A 13,405-nucleotide genomic window follows, 5' to 3' on the forward strand; every position below is an offset into this window, starting at 1 on the left:
AATGTTCACCTACTCCGATACGTTGCGCACCGCTCGCGCCAATCTGCTGGCCACGGCCATCGACTCAGGCAGTGCGGGGCCGGCGACCCTCACCATTTACACCGGGCCACGCCCCGCCCCGGGGGCCGCCGTCACCAGTCAGGTGCTGCTGGTCGCCATGCAGTTTACCCACCCCTGCGCCCAGAGCGTGACGGGCGGGGTGCTGACCCTCAAGCCGCTTGCCGAGAAGATGGTCACCGGCAACGGGGTCCATGCGTGGGGGCGGTTGGCCAACCGCGATGGGGTCTTTATCGCAGACCTGGATGTGGGGCCACCGGGCAGCGGGGCCGACATCGAGATCCCGGCGAACGAGCTGTATGCGGGCGCCATGGTGCGCATCAACAATGCCACCTTCACCGAACCCTAACCGCTCTGCGTGAGCCAAGAGGTCAGCATGGCCAGAACCGACGCCCGCCTGGCGCTGCAGAAGGCCCGCAAGTCGTCCGCTGCCCTGGAGCTGAACCCGGCCATGGTGGTGCGCTATGCGGCCGTGCTGCAGGGCACCTGTCTGCCGCCCACCTTCGCCAGCTCCCCCGGGTTGGTGCTGCCTGCCGTCTTGCAGGGGCAGGGGCAGGCACCGCTGACAGATGTCACGATCACGCCCATCCATCCGGCTACCCTGGCCAGCACGGCCCCGGCCACGGTCACGGACATCACCGCCAGCGTGGTGATCGATGCAACGCTGACCGTGACGGCGCGGGCCGCGCTCTACCAGATTGAGGCGGGCTATGACATCAACGTGTTTCGGGGGCCGAGCCACACCAGCCAGGGGCAATGGCAGCAAGCCCAGGATGTAGTGACCAGCGTCACCAGCCACTGGGAGCGCCCCGGGGTGGCCCAGGCGCACCATCAGCAGTCCTGGCAAGAGGGCACGGCGCTGGAGAGCACTCTGGTAGGTGTCGCGGCCCAGATGCCGCGCTGCGATAACCTGGTGCAGGATCGCTTTGAAGAAGGCCCGGCACTGGGCACGACCCACGGCACCGGCTTTACCAGCCTGCCGCGCTGCGATGTCACCCCGCGCTCGCCGTGGCGTGAGGCCACCAGGGCGGGGTGCTGGCAGGTGAGCGGTTATCGCGACCTGCCGCGCCTGGACAACGAGTGGCAGGGCGGCTGGGCCCAGGGTATCGGGCTGGGGTTCACCCTGACCGGTCAGCGCTGGCAGTGGGGCCTGCCTCTTCGCAAAAGCTGGCGGGATGGGTGGGACGAGGCGATACAGCCCCCCTGGGGTATCACGCCGCCCCCCAAGCCCCCCATCACCCCGGAGCGGCCGGACAAGCGCAGCCGCAAGCTGGCGTTCGGCCGCCCTCGGGGGGATGCCTCCCTGGAGTTTGTCTGGTTCGGGCAAGCCCACATCGTTATTCCAACCCGGAGGGTTTACCTGGTGAGCAACGCAGCAAGCATTGTGCGGGTCAGGGACGGGCTCGACATTCCCGCCACCTCGCTGAGCATCGAGCTCGACACCGACTCCTGGGCCTGGCAGTTCACGGCCCAGATCCCCCGCATCGCGGCAGCCGAGATGACGGACGAGGAGGAGGTAAGCATCTTCGTCAACGGCCAGCAGTGGGATTGCGTGTGCGATGGTTGGCAATCAAGCCAGAGCTTTGCCCGTGAGTCGGCGACCCTCACCGGGCGCTCTCGCACGGCCTATTTGTCACCGACCCATGTCTTACCCCAGGCAGTGAGCGAGATCGGTGCAGCGACCATGGCCCAACTCGCAGAGGCGCTGCTGCCGTTCGGGTGGACCCTGGACTGGCAGGCGCCGGATTGGCTGGTACCTGGCGGCTTCTTCAGCCTGGACAGTCAGACACCCATCGAGGCGATCAAGTACCTGGCCGAGGCGGCAGGTGGGTTCGTGTTGCCGCACCAGCGCGATCGGCACCTGGTCATCAAGCCGCGCTATCCGACCGTGCCCTGGCAGCTCGATGGGGCGCTGGCCGACGTGGCCATCCCCCGCGCCATCATCACGACGCTGGGCAGCGATTTCCAGCCGGGGCAGCCGGCGAACGGCATCTATGTCAGCGGTGGCCATCAGGGCATCAACGCGCGGGTGCTGCGTCAAGGCACAGCAGGGGAGCGGCAGGCTTTGGCCATCACCCACCCGCTGGTGTGTGATGTGGTGGCGGCCCGCGCCCAGGGTGTGGTGGGCTTGGCCAAGACCATGCCGAAGCGCACCCAGACCATCCAACTGCCGTTGTCTGCCGATACGGGGCTTATTCTGCCCGGGGCGTTGCTCGCGGTGGATGGCTGGAAGGGATACAACCGGGGCGTCAGGGTTTCTGCTGAGCTGCAGAACAAGGCCATGACGGTGCGCCAGCAACTGAGTGTGGAGCGATTTGTATGAACCTGTTCAAGCAGTTCCAAGCGCTGATACCCGGTGCCGACCCGCTGCTGGTCGGTACCGTCACCGCAACGACGGGCACTGGCACCACGCTGGAGACCCCGGGCGGGGGCGTGGTGATCGTGCGTGGGGGAGGGGTGGCCATCGGCCAGAAGGCGTTTTACCAGGGAGGCGCCATCATTGGGCCCGCGCCTGATTTACCAACCTATGAAATCGAGGTTTAAACCCCTGTTAAACGTTGGCTTTTTCTGGCGATATGGCAATCAGTGGTTAGGCTTTATTTGTACAAGGAGGATATCGCTATGAAGAATGTGAAAGGATTCACATTGCTTGAACTGATGATAGCGGTCAGTTTGGGCGTCATTTTACTCGGTATTGGGGCCCCGGCTTTATCCAGCTTGCTCAGCGGAAACGCCCTGCATTTCGAGTCCCGTAACATACTGAAAAACATGAGATTCGCTCGTAGCCAAGCAATTGACAATCAGACGGTAGTGACTGCGTGTTTGGCTGATGCCAACGACAATTGCGTAACGGCAGACCCCTCGCATTTCTTGGTGTTCATTGACGACAATGCAAATGACGTCCTGAACAATGGAGAGCAGGTTTTGGTAAGAAGTGCAGATTTCCCCAGCTCACTGACAGCAACCAACAGCATCACCTCTAGCACTTTCAGCCCGGATGGTAAATAACTGATCCCAATAGTGCTACACCTTCGCTGTGCCATAGCCATTCCCCGGGAAAGGAGACACGGTATCCATGAAGTGTTTCACTCGGGCCAGCAGGTTTGCCATCCCTCTGCATTGATGATTGCGCGTGATGGTTTCATGTAACTTGTGCCATAGCCGTTCTATGTGATTAACCCAAGGGCTGTAAACTGGCTGGAACACCAGGCAGAACTTGGGATTCTTCTTCAACCATCGCTCGGTCTGTTTGCTTTTGTGAATGATGTAGTTATCGAGGATCAACGTGATGGTTTTGGCTCGTCGGTAGTGGTGGCGCAGCTTTTCCAGCATGGCAATAAACAGCGATGAGTTTTTCTTGATCCCGCTGACGTAAAGTACCCTTCCGTTGCCTGCGTGGAGAACGCCTGCCAGATAATGCTTGGCATTCTGCCCCGGTGTGACAACCCGCTTTTGCTGCGCTCTGAACATCCAGTCGGCTCCTAATTTGGGATTGAGGTCTATATCGACTTCATCCTCATAAAACACCGGATTATCGGCATCACAGCGGGCCAGCGCGGCGTCGATATTCGCCATTTTTTCCTGATAGGCTGGGTCTTTTATCCGCAAGGTCGGCACGGGCCTGCGCCAGACAATGCCCATACGAGGTAACCATCGGCGGAGCGTGGAGGCTGCCACATTGAGCCCTGTTAACCGATTGATTTTTATAGCCAATAGTTCAGTACACCAACGGCTGCGCTGATAACCAAAATCTTGCGGAGAAAACTGCATGAGCAGCACCAGTAAGGTGACAATCTTGGCGATAGGTAAGACTGGGGCACGGCCAGCCGGTAAGGCTTCTAGCGCATCTATGCCTTCATCTCGATACCACCGAAGCCAACGACCGATGGTCGAGCGCGCAGCGCCGGTAAGGTGATGAACATCGGTGATCGTGCGTCCTTCATGTAACAGCAAGATGGCCATCAAGCGACGAGCATGTCCTTTATCACGGGTGGCATGGATGATTTTGTGAATGCGGCGCCGTTGTGGTCGTGGCAGAGGTGGTAGGATAGGCATCAACTCAGTCCTTTGGGTGTGGCTTGTTTTGTTTAGCGACTAATCAGATCGCACAAACTGGACTGAGTTCCCTTCCTCCGGTGATCTACTATTCGGAACAGCTATTTACTCGGGATATCGATGATGAAGATGAACATGTCATCAGCCTCTGTATCTCAGGTAATGCACAGGTCAATCTTGTGACGCCGCCAAGTGGCCGAACCCGTCAAGAAACTCAAGCATTCATCTGCCAATAGCATCTTTCATTCTCGGCGGAATCTGCATCGCAGAGAATGATAAATACCATGCTCCAGTCGATAGTCATTTTCCCCGTAAGAATTTCTCATTTTTCGCGGCGGGCTACACGGGCGGGGACGTGGTGATCGTGCGAGGGGGGGAGGGGTGGCCATCGGCCAGAAGGCGTTTTACCGAAGTAGTGAGATGGCAGGATGGGCCCCTGATCTACCAACATTTGAGATGGAAGTTTGAGTCTAGATTGGCCCCTTGAAGATCCAGACACTTCGCCCCTCTTAATTTAAGAGGTAGTCTTGGAACTATGTTCAGTACTAGTCGCAACGAGAAAATGGTCGAAGTGTTAACAGGGGCTGAGCGCCGTCGACGCCGGACTCCGCAGGAAAAGATCTCCATCGTGCAGCAGACCTTTGAGCCCGGAATGACCGTATCTCATGTCGCTCGCTTGCACGACGTCAACGCCAACCAGCTTTTCAAATGGCGTAAACAATTCCAGGAAGGCTCTCTCACGGCGATCACCGCCGGTGAGGATGTTGTTCCAGCCTCCGAGTTGGCTGCTGCCATCAAGCAGATCCGAGAGCTCCAGCGTCTGCTCGGGAAGAAGACCATGGAGAACGAGATCCTCAAAGAAGCCGTGGAGTATGGTCGAGCAAAAAAATGGATTGCGCATGCGCCCTTGTTGCCGGGGGACGACGATTAAGTGCTGTGAGCCAGGCCCTTAATGTATCGCGTGCGCAGCTATCCGTTCGTGTTCATCGCAAACCAGGTTGGCAAGATGGTCGTCATCATCGCCAGCGTGATGATGCAGCCTTACTTGGCCGTATCATGGAGGCGATGGCAGAACTTCCCTCCTATGGCTATCGCCGGGTCTGGGCGCTGTTACGGCGTCAGTCAGAGGCAACAAGACAGCCTGTAGTAAACGCCAAACGGGTATATCGCGTCATGAGAGAGCATGGCCTGCTGCTGGAAAGAAAACCGGCTGCACCATTGGCCCAGCAGGCACATAAGGGGCGTGTTGCCGTCAAAGATAGCAATCGACGTTGGTGCTCGGATGGCTTCGAGTTTCGCTGCGATAACGGTGAAAAACTACGAGTCACGTTCGCCATGGACTGCTGCGATAGGGAGGCGTTGGACTGGGCTGCCAGCACCGGGGGTTACGACAGTGACACGGTGCAAGATGTCATGCTGAGATCTGTCGAACGACGCTTCGGGGATGCGTTGCCGGCATCACCGGTGGAGTGGCTGACTGATAATGGCTCGGCGTATCGAGCCCATGAGACCCGCGCGTTTGCACGAGAAATCGGGTTGGAGCCCAGAACGACGGCGGTGAGAAGCCCACAGAGCAACGGTATAGCGGAGAGCTTCGTGAAGACGATGAAGCGAGACTATATCGAGATGATGCCGAAACCAGATAGCCGAACAGCGGTAGGCAATTTGGCCATCGCGTTTGAGCATTATAACGAACACCACCCGCACAGCGCCTTGGGATACCGTTCACCTCGGGAATTTCTGCGCAGTCGGGTATCACAACCCTAAGCGGGAAAAAGTGTCTGGATCTATGGGGTCAAATCCAGAGTCCATGTCTTTGAGGTCGGACTACAATTGATGCCTGAAATTGACCAATACACCTCTGACAAGGAATGGCTATGAAACAATGGATGCTGTTGTGTGTGATTGCTCTTGTGCCACTGACATCTCATGCAGGAGCAATGCGTTGTAAGAACGCGCTCATCAGTGAGGGAGATTCATCTTTCAACGTGCAGAAGAAGTGCGGTCAACCGCAGATGAAAGAGGACATCATTGATGAACGCCTTCTGGATGCCCCGAAGATTGGGGAACGTTGGACCTATCAGGCCCGCGAAAGTGACATCCCTCAGGCCGTGACCATCATCAATGGCAAGGTGACCCAGATAGAAGACCTCACCCGCTGATGTGACAATGGCCACGCAATGTGGCCATTCCTGCCTCAGGTAAATCAATGAGCCATTCACTCACGGCACACTTCCCCCCTCTTTCCATCTTGGCAACTGTCAGATCTAACAGTGCTGTATCTCTTGGTGATTGGAGCCATCATCTCCAGCAAAAGGCCTCAAAAATTGGGGCCATCCTGGGGCCAAAAAATACAGAACTGATGAGTTTGGGGCCAAAATGGGGCCAAAAAAAGAGCTGTGGAAAGCCGAGATTAGCTGTCGGATATTGATTGTAAGGTCCTGAATTTGCCAGCTTTATGCAGCTCTTGCTAGCTCTAGCTGGCTTTCATCTCACTTCAATGGTTCATCGTGTAAATAAATTGAGCCATTGGCTAATTCTCTTCCTTTCAGCAGTTTAATGTCTTGGCATTAACAAACTGATGTCGTGGTGGGGCCGGGTCGACGGGCCGTCAACCCGGTTCCAAAAAACCCGTCGATTGTAAACCAATGGGAGAGGGGCGGCAAAGCCGGGCGCCGCAGGCCGGGACGGTCGACAGGCGCGAGGGAAGAGGGGCCGCCGGGCAAGCTCAGCGCGGTGAGCTGCGACGGGCAGGTTTGTCAGGATCCTGCCCCGAGTAGTAGAGCACCCGCTGCACATACTCCTGGGTTTCCTGATAGGGCGGCACACCGCCGTGGCGCAGTACGGCTTGCTCCCCGGCGTTGTAGGCGGCGCTGATCCTCACCCAGTCCGGACCGAACTGCTTCTCCAGCCACTTCAGGTAGATCATGGCGCCACGGATGTTCTGCTGGGCATCGAACGGCCGGGTCACGCCGAAGCGGGCCTGGGTTTCGGGAATGAGCTGCATGACGCCCTGTGCCTGCTTGGGGGAGACGGCGGTGCTGTTCAGATTGGATTCGGCGATGGCGATGGCCAGGGCGAGCTGGGGGTCCACTTTGTGACGCTGGGCGGCCTGGCGGATCATGACAGCCAGCTTTTGCTTGGCCTGTGACTGTCTGGCCAGGTAGCGCTCCTGATCGAAGGGGGTGCTGGGGCGTACCCAGGGAGCTCCACCGCCACCGCCTCCGATGCCGCAGGTACCCAGGGGGGCATTGCCGACCCGCTCGTTGTAGTAACGGGCGGCCTGCTGGTTGCCAAGGCGCATGGCCATGGCCAGGTAGGCGTTGGCGCTGCGGGCATTGCGGATCCCCTGGGGGCCGCGGGCCAGCAGGCGGCCGATGCGGTAATAGGCTTCCGGGTTGCCAAGGTTGGCGGCGGTGCAGTAGTGGGCGATGGCCTGCCTCGGATTGCCCTGTTCCATGGCGGCGCCCTGGCGCAGTGCGCTCATGGCCTTGGGGGCCTGACGAAAGGGATCTGCGTGGGAAGTGGTGGCCAGCAGTATCAGGAGTCCCCAGCCCCAGAGTCGTTTTTTCATGGAAACCTCGTCTTTGGTATCCGCAACATATAGGCCCGATCCGGGGAGGGACGCCAGCCAGCAGATGGAACATCTGGTTATGTGGGTGAGCAACAGAGATGAAAACGGTATGGAACTTTTGGTGCAGGGGAGAAGCGGTATGGCTCCCGGGTCAGTGACTGCTTTGACAGATTTGTTAATTGAGGTTCAATATGCTGACACAGTTGTTTTCTAACGCCTTGTATTTGCATGATGTCAGCCAGGCCATCGATGCAATGTCGTCGGGTCTGCCGGGTGAATCGATAGCGCCTCGGATGAGGGCAGGATGTGCATATGGTCGAATCGGTCGATATCTCTGTCGTGGTGCCTGCCAAGGATGAGCGGGACAATCTGGCCCCGCTCGTCGGCGAAATAGATGCCGCCCTTGGGGGCAGGTTCGAGTACGAACTTATCTATGTGGACGATGGCAGTGTGGACGGTAGTCATGTGGTGCTGCGCGATTTGCAGACGCGTTTCACCAGGCTGAGGGTGCTGTGCCATGTCCATGCCGTGGGCCAGAGCATGGCGGTGCTGAGCGGGGTGCGCCACGGGCGTGGCGACTGGCTGGTGGTACTCGACGGCGATGGTCAGAACGATCCCGCCGACATCCCCGCCATGCTGGAGGAGGCGATGCGCCGCTACCAGAGCGATCCATACCAAGTGGGCCTCATCGGCCACCGGGTCAACCGCCGTGACGACTGGGTCAAGCGCCTCTCTTCAACGCTGGCCAACGGCTTTCGCGATCTGCTGCTGCGCGACGGCATTCCGGATACCGGCTGCGGGCTCAAGGTGGTGCGTCGCGACTGGTATCTGAAACTGCCCGCCTTCAATCACATGCACCGCTACATCCCCGCGCTGATCCAGGCACAAGGGGGGCGCATGGCGCCCTGGCCGGTCAACCACAGGCCGCGCCAGGCGGGCATCTCCAAATATGGGGTCTGGAACCGGCTCTGGGTCGGGCTGGTGGACGTGGTCGGGGTCTGGTGGTTGCAGCGCCGATCCAAGGTGGTTGAAATCCGGGAGATGCTGGAGTGATGGACGCCTGGCTGTCTGCCCCCATCGACTGGCTGGACTGGACCGGGGTGCACGTCACCGGCTGGAAGCTGATCGGCTACACGGGGGCGCTGATGTTCGGCGGACGCTGGCTGGTGCAGTTTCTGGCGTCCAGGCGGGCGGGGCGACCCGTCATCCCGCGCCTGTTCTGGTACATGAGCGTGCTCGGCAGCCTGATGACGCTCAGCTACTTCACCTTCTCTCCCAAGCAGGACTCCGTCGGCGTGCTGCAAAACCTCTTCCCCACCTTCACCGCGCTCTACAGCCTCTATCTCGATATCCAGCATCGGGGCTGGCGGCGTGACAAGGGAGTGACCGGGGAGGCTCGTCATGGTGAGTGATCGCACCCTGCTCAATCAGACGTCCCTTGGCTGGTTGCTGCTGATCGCGCTGGTGGTGCTGGGGGCCGGGCTGGGTCTGCGGGACCCCTGGCCGGCGGACGAGCCGCGCTTTGCCCTGATCGCCAAGGAGATGGTGGAGAGTGGCCAGTGGCTCTTCCCCATGCGCGGCGGGGAGCTCTATCCGGACAAGCCGCCGCTGTTTATGTGGGGGATCGCGATCGGTTATGTGTTGACTGGCTCCATCAAGGTGGCCTTTCTGCTGCCCTCCCTGCTGTCTGGCTTGCTGACCATCTTGCTTGTGTGGGACCTGGGGCGTCGGTTATGGAACCCAGCGGTCGGCTTTATGGCCGGGCTGTTGCTGCTGTTCACCGTCCAGTTCACCCTGCAGGCCAAGACGGCGCAGATCGATGCCCTGGCGACGGCCTTCATCACCCTCGGTCTCTATGGTTTTCTGCGCTTCCTCCTCTGCGGTGGCGGGTGGCGCTGGTACTGGCTCGGCTGGTTTGCCGCAGGGCTTGGCGTCATCACCAAGGGGGTGGGAGTACTGGCCCTGCTGGTGCTGCTTCCCGCGCTCTGGACCCACAGGGCACAAATCCGCGCCGCGCCTTTGTCAGCCTGGCTGAAGGCCCTGCTCGGGCCGCTGGCCATGGCCCTGGCGATGGGCCTCTGGCTGGTCCCCATGCTGGAGGCCGTGACCCGAAGCGGAGATCCCCTCCTGCTGGCCTACAGAGACAACATACTGCTGCGCCAGACGGTGACTCGCTATACCAGCGCCTGGCATCACGTCAAACCCTTCTGGTACTACATCACCTCGGTGATCCCGCCGTTCTGGCTGCCGCTCTCCCTGCTGTTGCCCTGGCTGGTGGTGGCCTGGCGGCGCGCCATCCGGGCGCAGGACAGGCGTATCCTGCTGCTGCTGGGTTATCTGGTGCTGGTGGTGCTGTTTTTCTCCTGCTCGCCGGGCAAGCGGGGCGTCTACATCACGCCCGGTACGCCCGCCCTGGCGCTCCTGACCGCACCCTTCATCGGCACCCTGCTGGTCCGGATCTGGCCGGGGCGACTGCTGGCCGGGCTCGGCTGGTTGCTGGGAGGGGTAGGGCTGGTGGGGGCTCTGGTGCTGGCATATAGCTACAGAGTGGCCAGCCGTCTGGGGGAACTGGGGCCGGATCCCTGGCTTCCCCTGCTGGTGCTGGGGGGATCCTTGCTGCTGATCAATGCCTGGCTTCGCCGGGCGCCACTGACCGCCATTCTCTGCTCCCTGGCGGTGGGGTGGCTGATCTACTCCTGCTGGATAAGCGTGCGCCTCAACGAGGTGCGAACCCCTCAGGGAGTCATGGCATTGGCGGCGCAGAGGGTGCCCGCGGGGGATGAACTGCTGCTGGCGGGCTTCAAGGAGCAGCATCTGCTGTTTAGCCTGCAACCAGTGAAACATTACCCTTATCTGATGGGAGACGGGGAGCAGGCCCGGGAAGCTGCCGCCTGGATAGAGGCTGCCCCCGGGCGCTGGGTACTGGGGAGCGCCGACCTGATGGTGAGGTGTTTTGACCCCGCGAAGATGGAAAACCTCGGCAACCGTCACCGTACCGACTGGCTGCTGGCAGGCCCGCAAGCACTCAAACCCGCCTGTCGTGGGCTCTCCCCCACCATGGTGCCCTTCAGCTATACCCCTTCATCCTGAGCGCAGGGTCTGAGCCAGGCGACCCTGCCACCTCGCCTGGCTCAGACCCGGTAGTAGTCCCGATACCAGCGGACAAAGCCGTCAACCCCTTCCTTGAGCCCGACACGGGGGCGATAGCCCGTGGCGTCAAACAACGAGCGGGTGTCGGCCCAGGTGGCGAGCACGTCGCCGGGCTGCATGGGTAGCATGTTGCGGATGGCCCGTTTGCCGAGGGCCGCCTCGATGGCATCCACGAAGTCCAGCAGCCTGACCGGGCTGTCGTTGCCGATGTTGAAGAGGCGATAGGGGGCCGGGCTGGCGTCCGGGGCCCCCTGCCAGTGGGCATCGCCCGCAGGGGGGATGTCTGAGATGCGCACTGTCCCCTCGACGATGTCGTCGACATGGGTGAAATCCCGGCAGAGCTGGCCCTGGTTGTAGAGGTCGATGGGGTCGCCGTTCAGGATGGCGTGCACGAACTTGAACAGGGCCATGTCGGGCCGACCCCAGGGGCCGTAGACGGTGAAAAAGCGCAGCCCGGTTGTGGGCAGGCCGTAGAGATGGGAGTAGGAGTGGGCCATCAGCTCTCCCGCCTTCTTGCTCGCCGCATAGAGAGAGACGGGATGATCCGCCCCATGGGACGGCTTGAACGGCATCTGTTCGTTCAGCCCGTAGACCGAGCTGGAGGAGGCATAGATCAGGTGCTGCACCCGGGTCTGGCGACACCCTTCCAGCACGGTGAGGTGGCCGGTGAGGTTGCTGTCGGCATAGGCGAAGGGGTTGTCCAGGGAGTAGCGCACCCCGGCCTGGGCCCCCAGATGGATCACCCGGTCAAACTGCTCGCGGGCAAAGAGCGAAGCCATGGCCGCGCGGTCCGCGAGATCGGTGCGCTCGAAGCGAAAGCCGGGCAGAGGCGTGAGCAGGGCGAGGCGCGCCTCCTTGAGACTCACCGCGTAGTAGTCGTTGAGGTTGTCTATCCCCACCACCTGATGGCCGTCGCCACAGAGCCTGCGCGCCACATGAAATCCGATAAACCCGGCGGCGCCGGTGACGAGGTACTTCATCGCTCCTCCTGATGGGTCAGGCTGTCGCCACGGCCGATGGCATAGTAGGTGAAACCGCGCTGGCGCAGACGGGCCGGGTCATAGAGGTTGCGGCCGTCGAAGATGATGGCCTGCTTCAGGGTCTGGCGAAGCAGGTCGAAATCCGGTGCGCGGAACTGTTGCCACTCGGTGCAGACGAGCAGGGCGTCGGCCCCCTGGAGGGCGGCTTCCTGGGTGTCGCACAGGGTCAAGTCCGCCCGCTGGCCATAGAGGCGGGCGGCCTCGGTCATGGCCTCGGGGTCGAATGCCTGCACCTGGCCTCCTGCCGCCCAGATCGCCTCCATCAGCACCCTGCTCGGGGCTTCGCGCATGTCGTCGGTATTGGGTTTGAAGGCGAGTCCCCATAACGCGAAGGTGCGCCCCGACAGACTGGCACCAAAATGGTGGTGCAGCCGGGTCATCAGCCTGTGCTTCTGCGCCTCGTTGACCTGCTCCACCGAGCGCAGCAGGGGGGTCTCGCACCCCGCCTCCTTCGCGGTGTGGATCAGCGCCCTGACATCCTTGGGGAAGCAGGATCCGCCATAACCGCAGCCCGGGTAGATGAAGTGGTGGCCGATGCGCGGATCGGCACCAATGCCCTTGCGCACTTCCTCGATGTCGGCGCCCAGGGCTTCGGCCAGGGTGGCCATCTCGTTCATGAAGGAGATGCGGGTCGCCAGCATGGCGTTGGCGGCGTACTTGGTCAGTTCGGCGCTGCGTGCATCCATCCGCAGGATGCGGTCTCGCTTGCGGTTGAAGGGGGCGTAGAGCTCCTCCAGCAGGGAGAAGGCGTGATCGGAGTCGGTGCCGATGATGATGCGATCCGGCCGCAGGCAGTCGGCGACGGCGGCGCCCTCCTTGAGAAATTCGGGGTTGGAGACCACGTCGAGCGGAAGATCGAGACCACGGTCGGCGAGGCGCTCCGCAATGTGTCGCCGTACCCGGCTGGCGGTGCCGACAGGGACAGTGCTCTTGTTGACCACCACCTTGCCCCCTTGCATCAGGCGGCCTATGGTGTCCGCCACCGTCATTACCTGATGGAGGTCGGCGGATCCGTCCTCGTCCGGCGGCGTTCCGACCGCGATGAAGATAAGCTCGGCAAACTCCACCGCCCGTGCCGGGTCTGTGGTGAAGATCAGGCGGCCGGCCTGATGATTGCGCAGCACCAGAGGGGCGAGGCCGGGCTCGAAGAGGGGAATGTGTCCCGCTTTCAGGCCTGCGACCTTGTCGGCATCCACATCCACGCAGGCCACCTTGTGACCCATCTCCGCCAGTACGGCGGCCTGAACCAACCCGACATAACCTATTCCGAATACGGTGACTCTCATCCGCTGTTGTTCCGCTGGCAGTGACAAGCGACTCATTCTAGAACGATTCGGGCGCGGGGGCAGCGGCCCGTTTCAGGTTTTTCAGCATCAGGCCGGCGGTGAGTGTGGGACATTTTGGTGCAAGGATTGTAACGCCTGGATGACGCGCACCATTTTGGCGCGTGAAGGGCGGGACTTGTGATCCATCTCACTCAAAATGGAGACTGTCGGCATAACGAAGCCCCGGTTCACGGGGCTCGCTC

Annotated in this window: 13 protein-coding genes; 9 read left to right on the forward strand and 4 right to left on the reverse strand. The window is 61.0% G+C overall.

The genetic code is table 11. The annotated features are described in order from the left end of the window. Position 1 precedes the first annotated feature (1 nt). The 4 genes from C2U30_RS19530 to C2U30_RS19545 all read left to right on the forward strand — a co-directional run bounded on the left by C2U30_RS19530 (position 2) and on the right by C2U30_RS19545 (position 3,066). Positions 2 to 406, forward strand: coding sequence for a hypothetical protein (locus C2U30_RS19530; RefSeq protein WP_103244351.1), 405 nt, complete (start codon positions 2 to 4; stop codon positions 404 to 406). A gap of 27 nt (positions 407 to 433) precedes the next feature. Continuing rightward, positions 434 to 2,380: a hypothetical protein gene (locus C2U30_RS19535; RefSeq protein ID WP_103244352.1), complete on the forward strand. Its 1,947-nt coding sequence runs from the start codon at positions 434 to 436 to the stop codon at positions 2,378 to 2,380. Beyond that, entirely contained in the window at positions 2,377 to 2,601 is a 225-nt protein-coding gene (locus tag C2U30_RS19540; RefSeq protein ID WP_103244353.1) for a hypothetical protein, read from the forward strand. Before C2U30_RS19535 ends, C2U30_RS19540 begins: the two co-directional genes overlap by 4 nt. A 78-nt stretch (positions 2,602 to 2,679) precedes the next feature. Continuing rightward, on the forward strand, positions 2,680 to 3,066 hold the full coding sequence (locus tag C2U30_RS19545) for a GspH/FimT family pseudopilin (RefSeq protein ID WP_103244354.1): 387 nt from the start codon (positions 2,680 to 2,682) through the stop codon (positions 3,064 to 3,066). Positions 3,067 to 3,081: 15 nt separating this feature from the next. Here C2U30_RS19545 and C2U30_RS19550 read toward each other — a convergent pair whose 3' ends face one another. Further along, positions 3,082 to 4,113 carry an IS630-like element ISAhy2 family transposase gene (locus C2U30_RS19550; RefSeq protein ID WP_001809438.1) on the reverse strand — a complete coding sequence of 344 codons (1,032 nt, stop codon included), beginning with the start codon at positions 4,111 to 4,113 and terminating at the stop codon, positions 3,082 to 3,084. Positions 4,114 to 4,675: 562 nt separating this feature from the next. On the opposite strand from C2U30_RS19550, the gene C2U30_RS19560 reads away from it, so the two are divergent. Both C2U30_RS19560 and C2U30_RS19565 read left to right on the forward strand, forming a co-directional pair. Further along, a protein-coding gene (locus tag C2U30_RS19560; RefSeq protein ID WP_103243716.1) for an IS3 family transposase occupies positions 4,676 to 5,880 on the forward strand; the annotation gives its coding sequence in 2 pieces (ribosomal slippage) (positions 4,676 to 4,994 and positions 4,994 to 5,880; 1,206 coding nt in all). A gap of 110 nt (positions 5,881 to 5,990) precedes the next feature. Beyond that, a complete protein-coding gene (locus tag C2U30_RS19565) occupies positions 5,991 to 6,275 on the forward strand; it encodes a DUF2845 domain-containing protein (protein ID WP_158654933.1) in 285 nt (94 codons plus the stop codon). Positions 6,276 to 6,841: 566 nt separating this feature from the next. On the opposite strand, the gene C2U30_RS19570 is transcribed toward C2U30_RS19565, so the two are convergent. Further along, positions 6,842 to 7,687, reverse strand: coding sequence for a lytic transglycosylase domain-containing protein (locus C2U30_RS19570; RefSeq protein ID WP_042864350.1), 846 nt, complete (start codon positions 7,685 to 7,687; stop codon positions 6,842 to 6,844). A gap of 312 nt (positions 7,688 to 7,999) precedes the next feature. Between C2U30_RS19570 and C2U30_RS19580 the strand changes: the two genes are divergently transcribed. From C2U30_RS19580 to C2U30_RS19590, 3 genes are read left to right on the forward strand one after another with little or no spacing between them, the layout of a single operon-like run. After that, on the forward strand, positions 8,000 to 8,740 hold the full coding sequence (locus tag C2U30_RS19580; RefSeq protein ID WP_103244355.1) for a glycosyltransferase family 2 protein: 741 nt from the start codon (positions 8,000 to 8,002) through the stop codon (positions 8,738 to 8,740). Beyond that, the gene (locus C2U30_RS19585; protein WP_045523761.1) at positions 8,740 to 9,099 is read left to right on the forward strand and encodes a lipid-A-disaccharide synthase N-terminal domain-containing protein; all 360 of its coding nucleotides are present in this window, start codon (positions 8,740 to 8,742) and stop codon (positions 9,097 to 9,099) included. Before C2U30_RS19580 ends, C2U30_RS19585 begins: the two co-directional genes overlap by 1 nt. Beyond that, complete coding sequence (locus tag C2U30_RS19590; protein WP_199767301.1) at positions 9,089 to 10,777, forward strand: ArnT family glycosyltransferase; 1,689 nt, start codon at positions 9,089 to 9,091, stop codon at positions 10,775 to 10,777. Before C2U30_RS19585 ends, C2U30_RS19590 begins: the two co-directional genes overlap by 11 nt. Before the next feature lie 41 nt (positions 10,778 to 10,818). On the opposite strand, the gene C2U30_RS19595 is transcribed toward C2U30_RS19590, so the two are convergent. Both C2U30_RS19595 and C2U30_RS19600 read right to left on the reverse strand, forming a co-directional pair. Further along, positions 10,819 to 11,817 (reverse strand): NAD-dependent epimerase, encoded by a 999-nt coding sequence (locus tag C2U30_RS19595; RefSeq protein ID WP_103244356.1) that lies wholly within the window; start codon positions 11,815 to 11,817, stop codon positions 10,819 to 10,821. Next, a complete protein-coding gene (locus tag C2U30_RS19600) occupies positions 11,814 to 13,163 on the reverse strand; it encodes a UDP-glucose dehydrogenase family protein (protein WP_103244357.1) in 1,350 nt (449 codons plus the stop codon). Before C2U30_RS19600 ends, C2U30_RS19595 begins: the two co-directional genes overlap by 4 nt. Between the last annotated feature and the right edge of the window lie 242 nt (positions 13,164 to 13,405).

It is taken from the genome of Aeromonas sp. ASNIH5, from assembly GCF_002902865.1.
In the GTDB taxonomy this organism is placed as follows: domain Bacteria; phylum Pseudomonadota; class Gammaproteobacteria; order Enterobacterales; family Aeromonadaceae; genus Aeromonas; species Aeromonas caviae.